The organism is Dehalobacter sp. CP (assembly GCF_047652685.1).
In the GTDB taxonomy this organism is placed as follows: domain Bacteria; phylum Bacillota; class Desulfitobacteriia; order Desulfitobacteriales; family Syntrophobotulaceae; genus Dehalobacter.
Genome location: NZ_CP157399.1, coordinates 718,047 through 732,094 on the forward strand (window position 1 = coordinate 718,047; position 14,048 = coordinate 732,094).

15 protein-coding genes are annotated in these 14,048 nt (G+C 44.8%); 13 read left to right on the forward strand and 2 right to left on the reverse strand.

The genetic code is table 11. The features are described from left to right. The first annotated feature begins 94 nt into the window (after positions 1 to 94). Positions 95 to 1,159, forward strand: a complete 1,065-nt coding sequence (locus AAH944_RS03630) for an FkbM family methyltransferase (protein WP_415536559.1) — start codon at positions 95 to 97, stop codon at positions 1,157 to 1,159. Here AAH944_RS03630 and AAH944_RS03635 read toward each other — a convergent pair. Then, complete coding sequence (locus tag AAH944_RS03635) at positions 1,150 to 1,986, reverse strand: NAD-dependent epimerase/dehydratase family protein (RefSeq protein ID WP_415536561.1); 837 nt, start codon at positions 1,984 to 1,986, stop codon at positions 1,150 to 1,152. The genes AAH944_RS03630 and AAH944_RS03635 overlap by 10 nt on opposite strands. 15 nt (positions 1,987 to 2,001) lie before the next feature. Continuing rightward, complete coding sequence (locus AAH944_RS03640; RefSeq protein ID WP_415537756.1) at positions 2,002 to 2,484, reverse strand: acyltransferase; 483 nt, start codon at positions 2,482 to 2,484, stop codon at positions 2,002 to 2,004. A gap of 318 nt (positions 2,485 to 2,802) precedes the next feature. Between AAH944_RS03640 and AAH944_RS03645 the strand changes: the two genes are divergently transcribed. From AAH944_RS03645 to fliF, 12 genes are all read left to right on the forward strand, one after another. Next, on the forward strand, positions 2,803 to 3,615 hold the full coding sequence (locus tag AAH944_RS03645) for a flagellin (protein WP_415536563.1): 813 nt from the start codon (positions 2,803 to 2,805) through the stop codon (positions 3,613 to 3,615). Between the two features lie 104 nt (positions 3,616 to 3,719). Beyond that, a complete protein-coding gene (locus AAH944_RS03650) occupies positions 3,720 to 4,538 on the forward strand; it encodes a flagellin (RefSeq protein WP_415536565.1) in 819 nt (272 codons plus the stop codon). Positions 4,539 to 4,718: 180 nt separating this feature from the next. Then, entirely contained in the window at positions 4,719 to 5,090 is a 372-nt protein-coding gene (locus AAH944_RS03655) for a flagellar protein FlaG (protein WP_415536567.1), read from the forward strand. Positions 5,091 to 5,107: 17 nt separating this feature from the next. Then, entirely contained in the window at positions 5,108 to 6,568 is a 1,461-nt protein-coding gene (gene fliD / locus AAH944_RS03660; RefSeq protein ID WP_415536569.1) for a flagellar filament capping protein FliD, read from the forward strand. Positions 6,569 to 6,661: 93 nt separating this feature from the next. Continuing rightward, positions 6,662 to 7,072, forward strand: coding sequence for a flagellar export chaperone FliS (gene fliS / locus AAH944_RS03665; RefSeq protein WP_415536571.1), 411 nt, complete (start codon positions 6,662 to 6,664; stop codon positions 7,070 to 7,072). Beyond that, entirely contained in the window at positions 7,072 to 7,635 is a 564-nt protein-coding gene (locus AAH944_RS03670) for a hypothetical protein (protein ID WP_415536573.1), read from the forward strand. Before fliS ends, AAH944_RS03670 begins: the two co-directional genes overlap by 1 nt. Before the next feature lie 339 nt (positions 7,636 to 7,974). Next, a complete protein-coding gene (locus AAH944_RS03675) occupies positions 7,975 to 10,095 on the forward strand; it encodes a chemotaxis protein CheA (RefSeq protein ID WP_415537758.1) in 2,121 nt (706 codons plus the stop codon). Positions 10,096 to 10,115: 20 nt separating this feature from the next. Continuing rightward, a complete protein-coding gene (locus AAH944_RS03680) occupies positions 10,116 to 10,562 on the forward strand; it encodes a chemotaxis protein CheW (protein WP_415536575.1) in 447 nt (148 codons plus the stop codon). Beyond that, positions 10,546 to 11,613 (forward strand): protein-glutamate methylesterase/protein-glutamine glutaminase, encoded by a 1,068-nt coding sequence (locus AAH944_RS03685; protein WP_415536577.1) that lies wholly within the window; start codon positions 10,546 to 10,548, stop codon positions 11,611 to 11,613. Before AAH944_RS03680 ends, AAH944_RS03685 begins: the two co-directional genes overlap by 17 nt. Before the next feature lie 7 nt (positions 11,614 to 11,620). Beyond that, positions 11,621 to 12,103: a flagellar basal body rod protein FlgC gene (gene flgC / locus AAH944_RS03690; protein ID WP_415536579.1), complete on the forward strand. Its 483-nt coding sequence runs from the start codon at positions 11,621 to 11,623 to the stop codon at positions 12,101 to 12,103. A gap of 3 nt (positions 12,104 to 12,106) precedes the next feature. After that, on the forward strand, positions 12,107 to 12,427 hold the full coding sequence (fliE, locus tag AAH944_RS03695; protein WP_015043599.1) for a flagellar hook-basal body complex protein FliE: 321 nt from the start codon (positions 12,107 to 12,109) through the stop codon (positions 12,425 to 12,427). 18 nt (positions 12,428 to 12,445) lie between these two features. Then, positions 12,446 to 14,047: a flagellar basal-body MS-ring/collar protein FliF gene (gene fliF / locus AAH944_RS03700; RefSeq protein ID WP_415536581.1), complete on the forward strand. Its 1,602-nt coding sequence runs from the start codon at positions 12,446 to 12,448 to the stop codon at positions 14,045 to 14,047. The last annotated feature ends 1 nt before the right edge of the window (position 14,048 follow it).

Consider the following 14,048-nt stretch of genomic DNA (forward strand, 5'->3'; position numbering starts at 1 on the left):
TTAAATATTATCCAAGATCTAAAATTTTAGAAATATATTGATAAAATGTTATCTATATATCGATATAAAATTAAACGATTAAGGAGATATTATTATGAAACTAAACGATGCATTTAAACGGATTTCCAAAAATGAATTATTAAGAGAAAGTGTTATTGATCTTTGTAGGAAAGTTGAAGACTACCTTGAATATGAAGGAGATATTAGAGAAGAGATTACTGGTCCGATCCTAGATGAAATGTATTGTAGTAATAGTATAATAAGAAAGCAATTACAAAATGGTCTGATTTTCGACTTCTTCTATAGGACAAAAATCGCAAGAGATTTTATTTTATCTAAACCAAAATTGCCAGATCATGTTTGGGAGCCGCAAACCACAAAATTATTGATACATTTGTCTAAGAAAGCTAACAATGTAATTATAGGCGGCGCTTATTTCGGAGATCAGACAATTATTTTGTGCAAGGAGCTCTCTTCTAAAGGTGGAATTTGTCACGCATTTGAGCCGAATTCCGATCAGTTTGAACGATTAAATCACAATGCAAAAATAAATGAATTGAATAATTTGAGGTCTTGGAATCAACCGTTGTGGTGTGATAGTAATAGTCAACTTAATTTAGTAGGGGAAGATTCTTATGCATTTGTTCAAAAGGTATCCTTTGACAAAAAAAATTCTGAACCAGCCCAAGGATTACAAACAATTTCAATTGATGACTACATTCTAAGAGAAGGTATTGGCATGGTTGATTTAATAATGCTGGATATAGAAGGTGCAGAAGAAAATGTTTTACGTGGGGCTTCCAATCTATTAAAGCAGCATCCTTCTGTTCCGACGATAGTTTTTGAAGTCCATAAAAATTATGTTAACTGGGATAATGGTTTAGAAAATAGTGATATAGTCTGTTTTCTTAAATCGTGTGGATATGGCCACATATATGCTATAAGAGATTATAATTCTAACGTGAACATGGGGGAAAGTCCAATTGAATTAATACCATGCGATCGGGTTTATTTAGAAGGTCCTCCTCATGGCTTTAATATGATAGCGGTGAAAGATCAGAGCATAGTTATGGAGGAAAATTTTAGAATATGTTATGATGTCAGCCCAAAACTTTTAAAACATAAGGATCCTAAAATACACAGTCCTCTTTATTTATAAGATTTTAAAAACGTATTGGGTTGATTTCGCTGATACTTCAAGATAAGGTCTTTTATCAATATCAGAGGATCTGAAGGTGTATAATGAAATTCTTTGGAGATACGATCAATGTTGATCTTAGGGAAAGTAACCGGGACAGCATGGTCCGCGACGTGTATTTTGCAACAGGTAAGTTTCTGAAGAAGATCTGCGATCATTAGATGTGAGATATTCTGACCGGATGCCACATTATAGGTCTTTTGTTTTCCAGCGCTTAATATTTTTAGAAGGATTCTGGCAACGTCATCGATTGCAATATAATCTTTTGCTGAAGAAAGTGAAGTCCTGAATGTCACTTCCCCGGTGCTAACGGCATTTTTTATGATCGAATAAAGAAAATTGTCTGAAGAAAAATCATTGCCGCAGACATTGGATAGTCGCGCGATTCTAACCTTTGGATTATTGGTTGCATGGCAAATGGATTCTCCCATCAGCTTGGAAATATTGAAAATATCTTCACTGTTTCTAGGATTAACAGTTAAATCGGCATCTTCCTCAGCTCTTGTCGTATTAATATAGATTCTGGTGGAAGAAAGATATAAGAACGAATGATAGGATGATTTCTCCAATAAATCGGACAGCAGGGTAACGTGTGCCCTTACGGTATCAAAGGGCCGGCTGCGGAAATCGGAAGATAATCCGGCACAGTAAATGACATTGCCAAGGGGAACATGGAAAACCGAATCATCATTCCGGTCAGGAGCAAAATAAGACTGTCCTAGTTTTTTTAGCTCATTGACCAGATGTTTTCCGATAAAGCCATTGGCACCGATAATGGTTGTTTCCATAATCTCCCCCCCGTGTTACTTGCGGTATTCTTTTAAGCGTAAAGGATGACCATAATACACACCGTAATTTTCAAGTGTTCCACTGACAATTGAGTTGGCGCCGATAACTGTGCCATTTCCGATATGAGCTCCGTCAAGAATTACACAATTTGCCCCAATCCAGACATCGTCACCGACGAAGATTCCTCCTTTACTGGGCATAAATCGCTGGTCCACTATTTTTTGATTTCTGGCATGATACTCGTGGTTGACAGGAGCGAAGGTACAATTGGCAGCAATTAGAACATCACGGCCAATTTTAACGCCGTTTCCACTATAGATTACAACGCCGGAGTTAATAAAACTGCTTTCACCAATTTCAATATCCCCCATACCTCCGGCAGGCTTTATTTTAACGAAGGAATCGATAACAACACCAGGAGCGATTGAAATTTTTGAGCCTCTGATGGAATCTTCAATATCTGCCAGAGGTGATATTTTCGCTTGCGGAGAAATCATCAACACTTATTTCTGAGCCTCCTTTATGAAAAGTGACATCGATGGTCGAATCCAATTGACTATATTATATCAGAATGAGGTATTTTTTGAAAAAAAGTATTAATTTTTGGATGAATGATAGATTTAATAAAAAGCAGAGAAAACGAGAGTATTTTTAAGAAAGGAAGATATAATCATCTGTATATTTGGAAATTGGTCCTAAAGAATATTTTCAAATATACGAAAATATAAGTAAGAACAGGTTTCCATTGCCGGCGGAAACCTGAAACAATGGAAATCGCAAGGATGCGAAATATCAAATTTCATGGAGGGAAAACTATGATAGTCAACACCAATTTATCGAGCCTGAGCGCTCAAAGAAGCCTTAACACGACCAACAAAGCCATGCAGAGTTCCTTGGAGAAGCTGTCCAGCGGTTACCGGATCAACAAAGCAGCCGACGACGCTGCAGGTCTGGCCATCAGTGAAAAGATGACTAGCCAGATCAACGGCTTGAACCAGGCTTCGGACAATGCTGAAAGTGCCATTACATTGATTCAGACCGCGGAAGGCGCGTTAACTGAAACCCACAGCATTCTCCAAAGAATGAGAACCCTAGCTGTTCAGGCGGCCACGGATACTAACACGACTGCTGACCGCGCCGAAATCACGCTGGAAATCACCCAACTAAACAGTGAAATTGATGGAATTGCCAACAGAACCCAGTTTAACGGAAAGAACCTGCTGAATACTGCAAGCAATGCCTTCACGTTCCAGATCGGTGCCAACTGTGGCCAAACGTTGAGTGTTACATTGAATCAAATGAATAATGTATCTTTAGGTGTCAGTACGATTTCTGTATCTTCGCAGACCTTTGCTGCAGCTGCAATTGCAACGATTGATACTGCTATTACTGCAGTTTCCGACGAGCGTGCCAAACTTGGTGCAAATCAGAACAGACTTGAACACACCATTGCCAACCTGAATGTCGCTTCCGAGAACCTGACATCTGCCAGATCGACGATTAAAGACGTTGACATGGCTGCTGAAATGTCAGACTTCACCAAGAATCAGATTATCAGCCAGGCGGGTGTTGCGATGTTGGCTCAGGCCAATCAGGTTCCGCAGAATGTTCTAAAGCTTCTATCCTAATTCTTAACAAGTAAAAGGAAAATATTGTTAAGACATCGGCAGAAAATTAAAACAACAAATAATCGCAAGGATGCGAAATATCAAATTTCATGGAGGGAAAAACTATGATAGTCAATACCAATTTATCGAGCCTGAGCGCTCAGAGAAGCCTTAACACAACCAACAAAGCTATGCAGAGTTCCTTGGAGAAGTTGTCCAGCGGTTACCGGATCAACAAAGCGGCCGACGACGCTGCAGGTTTGGCCATCAGCGAAAAGATGACCAGCCAGATCAACGGTTTGAACCAGGCTTCAGACAATGCTGAAAGCGCCATTACATTGATTCAGACCGCAGAAGGCGCGTTGACCGAAACTCACAGCATTCTCCAAAGAATGAGAACCCTTGCTGTTCAGGCGGCTACGGATACTAACACGACTGCTGACAGAAATGAAATAGCGCTGGAAATCACCCAGCTGCAAACTGAAATTACGGATATTTCCGGGAGAACTCAGTTCAACGGACAGACCCTGCTGAATGGCACCAATGCGACTTACACATTCCAGATTGGCGCCAACAATGGACAGACACTCACCGTTACGCTCGGCACAATGACTGCCGCGGCGTTAACTGTTAACTCCGGTGCCATTACGCTGACCACACAGGCCGGTGCTGCAGCTGCAATTACAACGATTGATGATGCGATTAAAGCAGTATCCGACGAACGCGCCAAGCTTGGTGCAAATCAGAACAGACTTGAGCACACCATTGCCAACCTGAATGTTGCTTCCGAAAATCTAACGTCCGCCAGATCGACTATCAAAGATGTCGACATGGCTGCTGAAATGTCGGACTTCACCAAGAATCAGATTATCAGCCAGGCTGGTGTTGCGATGCTGGCTCAGGCCAATCAGGTTCCGCAGAACGTTCTTAAATTGTTGTCCTAAGAATTCGTTTACTGATATTGCCGGCATGATAAAGAGCTGGCCGGGTCATCTCGGTCAGCTCTTCTTCCAAAAGAGAACGCATCGTAACTAAGCATATAATATCATTTGCGATTTAACATAAGCACAGCTATATCGTTTGTTTTTGCATACTAGAAAAATGGTTATGAGGAGGAATTGAAGATGGTTAGCGCTGTCCAGCCAACTAACCTTAATCCGGTAATGCCGCAGGATACTTTTTCCGGCCAGAAACTTGAGCAGGGGAAAAATGAAGCGCCCCGTTTGATAGTCGATCAGAAAGACAATGCTGCTTCGGCTAGAGAAGAGCTTCCGCGTGAGGAAGTCGAACAAGTGACGGAAAAAATGAACCGGCTGATGGGGCTTTTCAATAAAAAACTGCAGTTTGAAGTTGCAGAAAAATCCGACAGGATTGTCGTAAAGATCATCGATCAGGAAAGCGGTGAAATCCTGAGTGAAATCCCGCCGGCCAGAGTTGTCGAAATGCTTGAATCCGTTCAGGATTCGGTAGGCTTACTGGTGGATGAAAAAGCCTAGGGAAAGGGGATACCATCATGACATCGAGTTTATCACTTTCCGGAATATCCGGATATGATTTCAGCGGGATCACCGAAGCATTAATCAGTAACTACAGCAAACCGCTGACGACGATGCAAAACAGCCTGAGCAGTCTTCAGGAAGAAAAATATGCCTGGCAGGATATCAATACGCGGTTGTCGGCGCTGGAAAACACCCTGGCTGATTTGAAAAAGTCTTCAACCTGGACAGGGACTTCTGCGGTATCGAGTAATGAAACCATCCTCACAGCTTCCAGCGACGCTTCGACGCTGAAGGGTGTTTATGCGGTCGAGGTGATCCAGCTTGCTAAAGCACAGACGGCCGCAAGTACTGTCCAGAATGTTGCAAGCGCCTCCACGTCACTTACCGGACTCACAGCCGGGACGTTTCAAATCAGTGTCGGGAGTACAACGGCCGATATCTCTGTAGCGGACGGCGCAAGTCTTCAGGATATTGCCACCTCCATCAATAATGCTGGAGCAGGCGTGAATGCTTCGGTCGTCAAAGTCAGCGGCGGCTATCAGCTTGCTCTGGTATCATCAAAAACCGGAACAGAATATGCTGCTGATTTTACGGATACTACGGGAAACATGCTTGATTTTCTAGGGATCAAACCGTCTGCTACCGGAACGCTGAATGTTGTTCAGCCGGCTCAGGATGCGCAGCTGACTATCAACGGGATTACGAATATCACCAGTTCGTCGAACACCGTAACCACTGCGATTGACGGACTGACCCTGAACCTGAATAAAGAGGCCGTCGGAACGACGGTCAATGTAACGGTTTCAGCGGATTATACGGATGCGGAGAAAGCTGTTCAGGCTTTTGTCGACCAGTATAATTCCCTGCAAACTTTAATTGAAACAGATTTGGCCTATGATGAAGCGGCCAATACAAAAGGTGTCTTATTTGGAGATCCGACGGTTCAGAGCATTCAGAGCAGGCTCAGAACCCTCCTGTCTGATTCGATGGGAAGCATGGGTGGCACGTTCAGTCTTCTATCGGATGTCGGTATTGATACTTCGTCCGATAATTTCGGCAAGAGTGCTTTGCTGGAGTTTGATACGGATGCATTTGCGGAAGCGCTAAAAGAGGATGCGGACGGTGTTGCCAATTTGTTCGGTGCAACAGCCGGCGGGGTAACCCCAGTCACAGAAACAACCGAAACGACGCAGGCCCAGGGTCTGGCTAACATTCTGGAAGAGTATCTGAATCCGATGGTGAAGTATGGCGGGTCTCTTGACCAGACAGAAGATGGCTATGCCAGTCAGATCAGTGACCTGAAGAGCAGAATGAAAGACTTCCAGGGAAAAATCGATGCCTACACGGAGAGGATTACAAACCAATATTCAAAGCTGGAAGCACAGCTCTCAGCGTTGAGTTCGGAGAGCACCTATATGACCTCCCTGCTTAGTTCGATGAGCAGTTCCAGTTCCAGCTCCGACTCGAAAAGCTAAGATTATCATCAAACCAAGGCACGACTCAAAATATGCAGGTTCATTTATACAGGTTACTTAATACTGGTTTAATTTATGTCAGGAGGCTGGGCAATGAATACAGCGTTACAACAAAATGCCTATCAAAATTCTCAGACTGCGTACAAGCAGGCGTCAGTCGAGACTTCCTCCCCCGAAAAGCTTATAACAATGCTTTATTCGAAGGTGATTCTGCTTTTGCATCAGACGGAGAAAGCCTTTGAGGAAAAAAAGCTGGAAGAGATTCATAACAATCTCCTGCGGGTTCAGGATATTATCAGCGAGTTGGACAGGACCCTGGATATGGAGAATGGCGGTGAAATCGCGCAGAACCTGCGTGAGCTCTATCGGTTTTACTATATGGAAACGATCAAGGCGAATGTCAAAAAGGACGCAAGCTTTTTGCCGCCCGTGCTTAACTTCTTTGAAGCATTCAGGGATGTCTGGATCGAAGCAGCCAGGATCAGCCGCTTGGGGGCAAAATGATGCCGAAAAAAACGATCAGTGCCTTACTGGAAATCTATCAGCGTCTTCTTCCGCAGTGCGAGCAGCACTTGGCGGTTTTAACGGAATATAACAGAGTATTGGATGATTACCAGACAAGCAAGCAGGATAAAAGGACCCTTTCCCATCCGGAAACAGCGGATGCTCTTGTGCTTACCGAGCAAGAAAAAATATTTGACACGCTGCTTCAGAAGTTTTCGGCAACCAGGGCTCAGACGTTTGCCGGCTTCAAATTGAATATTGATAAGACATCACAGCTGAAAAATGAACTTTGTCAGGCCATCGGCGTTTTGCAATTTCGCAATGAGCTGCTGAAGCCTTATCTGAGTGATACTGAATATTGTCAGTTCTGCGAGATTCATGATGCGCTGGGAATCTCCCTGGATAAGATTCGGGAGATAGATCAGCAGATCATACCTAAAATCCAGACAGAATTAGAATCTGTGAAAATAGAGCTTTCCCGTATCAGAGGGGTAAAAAAGATGAAATTTGCCTATGGTAGCCCAGTGTCCCGTGAGCCAAGGTTTATCGACAAATCGAAATAGTTCTCCAATAAAACGGTCCCAAAAGAAAATCCTGAGCAAGGGATTTTTTTTTGGAGAAAACCAATGTTTGTAAATTGTTTGTATGTTATTACCATTAGATTTTAGGCTTTGAAAATTTTACGATTTAACTTAAAATAAAATGAGCTATAAATTTCGACAATGCTGCAGAAAAATTGCATATAATCTAGACTATTTGGAGGATTTTAACAAGAAACGGCGAACTTTGTAATTTGGGTTAATTATAAAATTTTTAGTTTTCTTTAAACAATTATATGAAGAATTTGTCGGAACAATAATGATGACAAAGGGGGGAGAAAATTGAGCCAAGGTGAGAAGAATATGGGAATAGACCTTGATGACTTTCTGGAGTTCTATTTGCTTGATTCACAGGAGCAGGTTGAGAAGCTTGGCTCTGGTCTTTTGCAGCTGGAAAGAGACGGCGAAAATATTTCGCTGGTTAATGATCTTTTCAGAAGTGCGCATAGCTTAAAGGGCGCCTCAGGAACCATGGGATTTACCCCGATCGTTGAATTAACGCACGCCGCAGAAGACCTGCTCGATAAAATGAGACAGGGAAAGATGCTGGTTACCAACGAGATCATCGATGTGTTGCTGGCGGTAACCGATAAAGTAAAAATGATGTTGGCCCAGGTCGAGCAACGTTCAGATATTTTGGTCGATTATGGTGATCTGACCTCTCAGATGAAGACGATCACCGAGACCGGAGCTCTGGTGCAGAAAAGCAAGCCGTTTGTCGGAAGAAATCAGGTGGAGGAACAGGAAGAAAAGCCCGGGATTGACTTTGCCCTATCACCGGAGGAAACTGGGACGGTCAGTGAAGCAGCATTTACAAGTAAGTCAGTTTATTGGCTTAACGTGGCGCTTGAACCGAATACCATGATGAAGGCAGTAAGGGCGGTTATGGTGATTCAAAGGCTGGAGCTGCTCGGCAATGTCGTGAAGATCATTCCCTCGATTGATGAGCTTGAAGTTTGTGAAGCGCTGGAGTTCAATATTTTGTTTGTGACCAATGAATCGCAGAAAGACATTCGGGCGGACATCCTTGAAGTATCCGAAATTTACGACGCCCAAGTCACGAATTACACATTGCCGGAATCAGATGCTCCGGAGATCGGGTTAACCGTTCAGGCTGAAGAGGCAAATCCTGTCCGGACAGAGAAGAACGTTGAAGAACCCATTCAAATGGGCCGTTCTAAACAAGCGAATCAGCCTACTGAGCAGAACACAAATATACAGCCACAGAAAGATATTAATCAGGTGCATACGATTCGTGTAGACACAGCCAGAATGGATAATCTGATTAATCTTGTTGGAGAAATGGTAATTACCAGAACCAGACTGGTGAAAATCGGCCAGGACCTGCAGACGGAGAACCAGTCTGATCCGCTTGTTGCAAGCCTTAATGAAGCAAATGTCTACCTCGGGCGTCTGATGAATGATCTTCAGGAAAGTGTCATGAGGCTGCGTATGGTGCCGATTGGCACGGTATTCAGCCGTTATCCGCGTCTCGTCAGGGATTTCTGCCGGAAGACCGGGAAAAGGATTGAACTTGTTATTCACGGCGAAGAAACAGAGCTGGACAAGACCGTCATCGAAATGATTGGTGACCCGCTGACGCATATTATCCGCAACTCGGTTGACCACGGCATAGAAGCACCGGAAGAAAGACTCACAGTCGGGAAATCTGGAGTAGGAACAATTACGCTCGATGCCTACCATGAAGGAAACCATATTGCGATCATCGTTTCGGATGACGGTTCAGGACTTAACATTGACAAGATTTACAAAAAAGCCTTGGAAAAGGGCCTCGTCAGTGAAAGGGAGGGTCTATCCGAGAGCGATATAGCCAATCTCATTTTTCTGCCGGGATTCAGCACGGCCGATCAAGTGACGGATATTTCCGGGCGCGGGGTTGGCATGGACGTTGTGAAAAAAGCCATAACGAATTTGGGCGGCATCATTGATATTAAGACAAGCAAAGGCGTTGGAACGTCGATGATAATCCGGCTGCCGCTGACGCTGGCGATTATTCAGGCGCTGCTCGTTGAAGTAGGCAAAGAGACTTATGCTGTGCCGTTGTCTTCTGTTGTTGAGACGCTGCTTGTCAACAAGCGTGATATCAAGAGTGTCGGAAGCCTGCCGATGGTTCAGCTCAGAGGGAATACCCTGCCGTTGATTTCCTTGAAACAGAAATTTGATTTGCCCGAAAGTGAAACCATAAATGAGGAAGTTTATGTCGTTGTGGTTGGCTTGGGCGATAAAACCGTAGGAATTATTGTCGATGAACTACAGGGCCAGCAGGAGGTTGTCATCAAGTCTCTAGGGGATTATCTGAACGGCTTGCCAGGGATTGCAGGGGCGACGATTCTCGGAGATGGCAAAGTAACATTGATTTTGGACATCGGATCACTTCTTCAGGATATTTTGATCAAGCGCTAAGAAAGGTGGTACTCAAATACATGGCTGAAGAACAAATGGTTACTTTTTCGTTGGGTTCGGAGGAATTTGGAGTCGATATTATGAAAGTCCAGGAAATCATCCGGATACCTCCTGTTACCAGGGTACCGAAGGCCCGCAGCTATATTGAGGGTGTCATCAACCTGCGCGGGAACGTCATCCCGATTGTTAATCTCAGGTCCCGCTTCGGTATGCCCCCCGGGGAAGAAACCGATTTAAGCAGGATCGTTGTTCTGCAAATCGACAGCAGGGTGTTTGGCATTATGGTTGACAGCGTGACAGAAGTGCTGCGGTTGGACAGCGAAGCAATAGAACCGCCCCCGCCGATTGCACTTGGCATGGATTCAAATTACATCCGCGGAGTTGGCAAGATAGGTGAAAGACTGCTCATCCTCCTGAAGCTGGATCAACTTATGGGTGGAGATGGCATGAATGAACAAATTGCTTAAGCCGATCAAAGTCTTGATTGTTGATGATTCACCTTTCATCAGGATGTCCCTGAAAAAAATTATGAGCAGTGATCCGGCTATTCAAGTAGTGGCTACTGCACAGGACGGGAAAGAAGGAATATTAAAGCTTCAGGCCCTAAAACCGGATGTCGTGACCATGGATGTTGAGATGCCGGTGATGAACGGCTTGGAAGCCCTGGAAGAGATTATGCGCTGGCAGCCGACGCCGGTCATTGTGTTAAGTTCCGTAACAACTGACGGCACTAAGATGACGATGAAAGCTTTTGACCTTGGCGCTATTGATGTTGTCGCGAAACCCTCGGGCAAAGAAGGAGATAATCTCTCGGCCCTGGCTGAAGAGATTGTTTTGAAAATAAAGAGTGTCGCCGGGGTAGATCCTACCCGTTTGAACAAAAAAAGCCTGGGGTCTGCGCCAACGTTTGTCAAACAGCAAATACAGCCAATTGGCCGCAAAATAGAAGTTGTTGCAATTGGTACTTCGACGGGCGGACCAAGCGCCCTGCAGAATGTTCTGAGCAAACTGCCCAAAAATTTTCCGGTCCCCGTAATCGTCGCCCAGCATATGCCGGCTGGATTTACCTCCTCCCTGGCTTCCAGGCTGAACAGTATCTGTGAGGTTACAGTGAAGGAAGTTGAGCACGGCGAGCTGCTGAAAGCAGGTACCGTTTATATCGGACAGGCCGGGAAACAGTTTCAGGTGGCAAGAAACGGTAGCGGTCTTACCGCGAATGTCACTACGGAATCGCCGATTGCTACACTTTACAAGCCCTCTGTCGATGTAATGTTTCTGTCTCTGGCGAAAGAAGCCGGAGCCGGTGTGCTGGGTGTCGTGATGACAGGAATGGGGAATGATGGTCTGGCAGGCATGAAAGCCTTGAAGGATAAAGGGGCTTATGCAATTGCCGAATCTGAAAAGACTTGTATCATTTACGGTATGCCCCGCTCCATTATCGAAGCGAAGTTGGCCGACAGAATCGAAATGCTTCCCGATATCGGGAATACAATGATAGAGTGTGTGAAAAGGAGGTAGTAAAAACATGGGTCTGTTTACCGGTATGAATATCAGCGCCTCTGGTCTTACCGCCCAAAAACTTAGGCTTGATCTGATATCCAATAATATTGCCAATATCAATACAGCCAATACAGGACAAACAACTGCGGCCGGTAACCCCATTCCTTATCAGCGCGAAGTTGCCGTCTTTTCTTCTCGCCCATCTGAAACAGATTTTGCAGATGTATTTAAGGATACCCGCACCAAGTTAAGAAGCGAAGGGGTTCAGGTCACTGCTGTTGTTCAGGATAACAATGAATTCAGGCTGGAATACGATCCGAATAATCCGGACGCGGCCAAAACAGCCGAAGATGGGATCCCTGTCGGATATGTGCGCTATCCGAATGTGACCCTTGTAGAGGAAATGGTTGATATGATCTCAGCTAACAGGTCTTATGAAGCGAATGTAACCGCCCTGAACGCGAGTAAAGCGATGGCTTCCACAGCCCTCGGGATTGGAAAGGGGTAAAAAATGAGTAATGCGATTGGTCCCTTCACGACAATTGTTCCGCTTTCCCCTTTGGATAACTCTGGTACTTCCCAAACATCCAAAGCGAACAATACCAATGGTTCCGCTGATTTTTCTTCTTTCCTGAGTGACGCGCTCGATAAGCTTGAGAGTACGCAGTCTGAAGCTGAACAGGCTGCGGCAGATTTGGCCACGGGTCAAGTCGATGATTTCCATACGCCGGTCATTGCGATGGAAAAAGCCAGCCTGGCTTTAGGACTGGCGGTTACTGTGCGCAATAAAGTTGTTGATGCTTATAATCAGATCATGCAGATGCAAATCTAATTCTAGGGGGAAAGGTAGTTGAATTTTTCCTTAACGGAAATACTGAATGCTGTACGTAATTTTTGGGAAAAACTGACCAGCCCGCAAAGGATTATTCTAGTGGCCGCACCGGTTATTGTTGCGACTGCTTTGATCAGCCTTATCTTTTGGGCAAGCCGTCCTCAGTATACGGTTCTGTTTTCCAATTTGGAAACTACGGAAGCCGGAGCGATCACGGAGGCGCTCAAAGGATTGAATGTTGAATATCAACTGGCGGATGGGGGTTCAACTATCGAAGTTCCTCAAAAGGATGTTGCAGAAGTCCGGTTGCAGCTAGCCAATCAAGACCTGCCCAGTGAAAGCAAGTTCAGTTTTGATTATCTGAATCAGATGAGAATCGGTGAAACTGACGAAGACCGTAAACTGAGGTATGTATTGGGATTGCAGACTGAACTGGAACAAACGATTGGAACGCTTGACGGTGTGGAATATGCAAGGGTTCATATTGTTATGCCTGAAGATGCGCTGTTCTCCGAACAACAGAAAGACACAACCGCTGCTGTAACGATCAAACGAAAATACGGAAAGGAGATGTCGGAAGATCGGGTTAGGGCAATCGCAAATCTTTTATCTTATTCGGTCGAAGGGCTTAGTATTGATAAAGTGACGATTGTTGATACCGATGGCAATGTCTTATCCGACATTCTCGGGAGCAGCACTTCCCCGCAAAAATTATCCGCGACCCAGCTTCAGGTTCAGCAAACATATGAAAACGACATTCAGAATTCCGTGCAAACGATGCTGGATAAAGTATTTGGGACCGGGACAACGATTGTCAGAGCGAATGCTACCATTGACTTTGATCAAAAAAAGATTACCAGTCAAAAAAATGAAACCGGGGCTGTTACCAGCCGTCAGGAAGTCACAGAGAAAAGTAGTAATACTTCTTCTAACGGCGGTGTTGCAGGGACAGAAACCAATGTGCCCGGATATCCTGTCACCGGACAGAACGGAACAACTTCGACTTCAGAAAAAAACAGTTTGACGGAGAATTTCCAGCCAAGCATGACCCAGGAAGAAACGGTCGTAAGTCCCGGGCAAATCAAAAGACTGACCGTATCTGTTCTGGCGGATTCGGACAGTGTGACGGATGAACAGCTTGATAATATCAAAAATATTGTTTCTTCCGCGGTCGGTTATAATCAGGATCGCGGTGATGTGATTGAGGCGGCCAGACTGCCTTTTGAAAAGACGACGGCGCTTGAAGAGCAGGCGGCGATAGAAGAAGCCGCCCGCAAGGCTCAAATTCTACTGTATGCGGAGATTGGCGGAGGTGTGCTGCTGGCGATTGCTCTTCTGATTGCATTCTTACGGTCCAGATCGAAAAAGAAAGAATTGGCGATCGAGTCGATGAATATGGCAGATGGATCGAGATTTGTCACGCTGCAGGAAGCTGAGCAGATCCTGGCGTCGCAGATTGAGGCCGAACGTCAAGCCGACTTGAAACTTGCACGGAAGAAAGCCAAAACTACGGAAGAAATCGAAAAAGAGAAGATCCGTCAAGAAGTCGAAAAATATACGGTGGAAAATCCGGATGAAGTGGCAAGATTAGTCAAAACTTGGCTGACTGAGGAGCAATAAG

What these genes read in the sequence shown, in the direction of transcription:
- AAH944_RS03630 (WP_415536559.1), top strand. Translation starts at nt 95, where the DNA reads ATGAAACTAAACGATGCATTTAAACGGATTTCCAAAAATGAATTATTA.
- AAH944_RS03635 (WP_415536561.1), bottom strand. Translation starts at nt 1,986, where the DNA reads ATGGAAACAACCATTATCGGTGCCAATGGCTTTATCGGAAAACATCTG.
- AAH944_RS03640 (WP_415537756.1), bottom strand. Translation starts at nt 2,484, where the DNA reads ATGATTTCTCCGCAAGCGAAAATATCACCTCTGGCAGATATTGAAGAT.
- AAH944_RS03645 (WP_415536563.1), top strand. Translation starts at nt 2,803, where the DNA reads ATGATAGTCAACACCAATTTATCGAGCCTGAGCGCTCAAAGAAGCCTT.
- AAH944_RS03650 (WP_415536565.1), top strand. Translation starts at nt 3,720, where the DNA reads ATGATAGTCAATACCAATTTATCGAGCCTGAGCGCTCAGAGAAGCCTT.
- AAH944_RS03655 (WP_415536567.1), top strand. Translation starts at nt 4,719, where the DNA reads ATGGTTAGCGCTGTCCAGCCAACTAACCTTAATCCGGTAATGCCGCAG.
- fliD (WP_415536569.1), top strand. Translation starts at nt 5,108, where the DNA reads ATGACATCGAGTTTATCACTTTCCGGAATATCCGGATATGATTTCAGC.
- fliS (WP_415536571.1), top strand. Translation starts at nt 6,662, where the DNA reads ATGAATACAGCGTTACAACAAAATGCCTATCAAAATTCTCAGACTGCG.
- AAH944_RS03670 (WP_415536573.1), top strand. Translation starts at nt 7,072, where the DNA reads ATGCCGAAAAAAACGATCAGTGCCTTACTGGAAATCTATCAGCGTCTT.
- AAH944_RS03675 (WP_415537758.1), top strand. Translation starts at nt 7,975, where the DNA reads ATGGGAATAGACCTTGATGACTTTCTGGAGTTCTATTTGCTTGATTCA.
- AAH944_RS03680 (WP_415536575.1), top strand. Translation starts at nt 10,116, where the DNA reads ATGGCTGAAGAACAAATGGTTACTTTTTCGTTGGGTTCGGAGGAATTT.
- AAH944_RS03685 (WP_415536577.1), top strand. Translation starts at nt 10,546, where the DNA reads ATGAACAAATTGCTTAAGCCGATCAAAGTCTTGATTGTTGATGATTCA.
- flgC (WP_415536579.1), top strand. Translation starts at nt 11,621, where the DNA reads ATGGGTCTGTTTACCGGTATGAATATCAGCGCCTCTGGTCTTACCGCC.
- fliE (WP_015043599.1), top strand. Translation starts at nt 12,107, where the DNA reads ATGAGTAATGCGATTGGTCCCTTCACGACAATTGTTCCGCTTTCCCCT.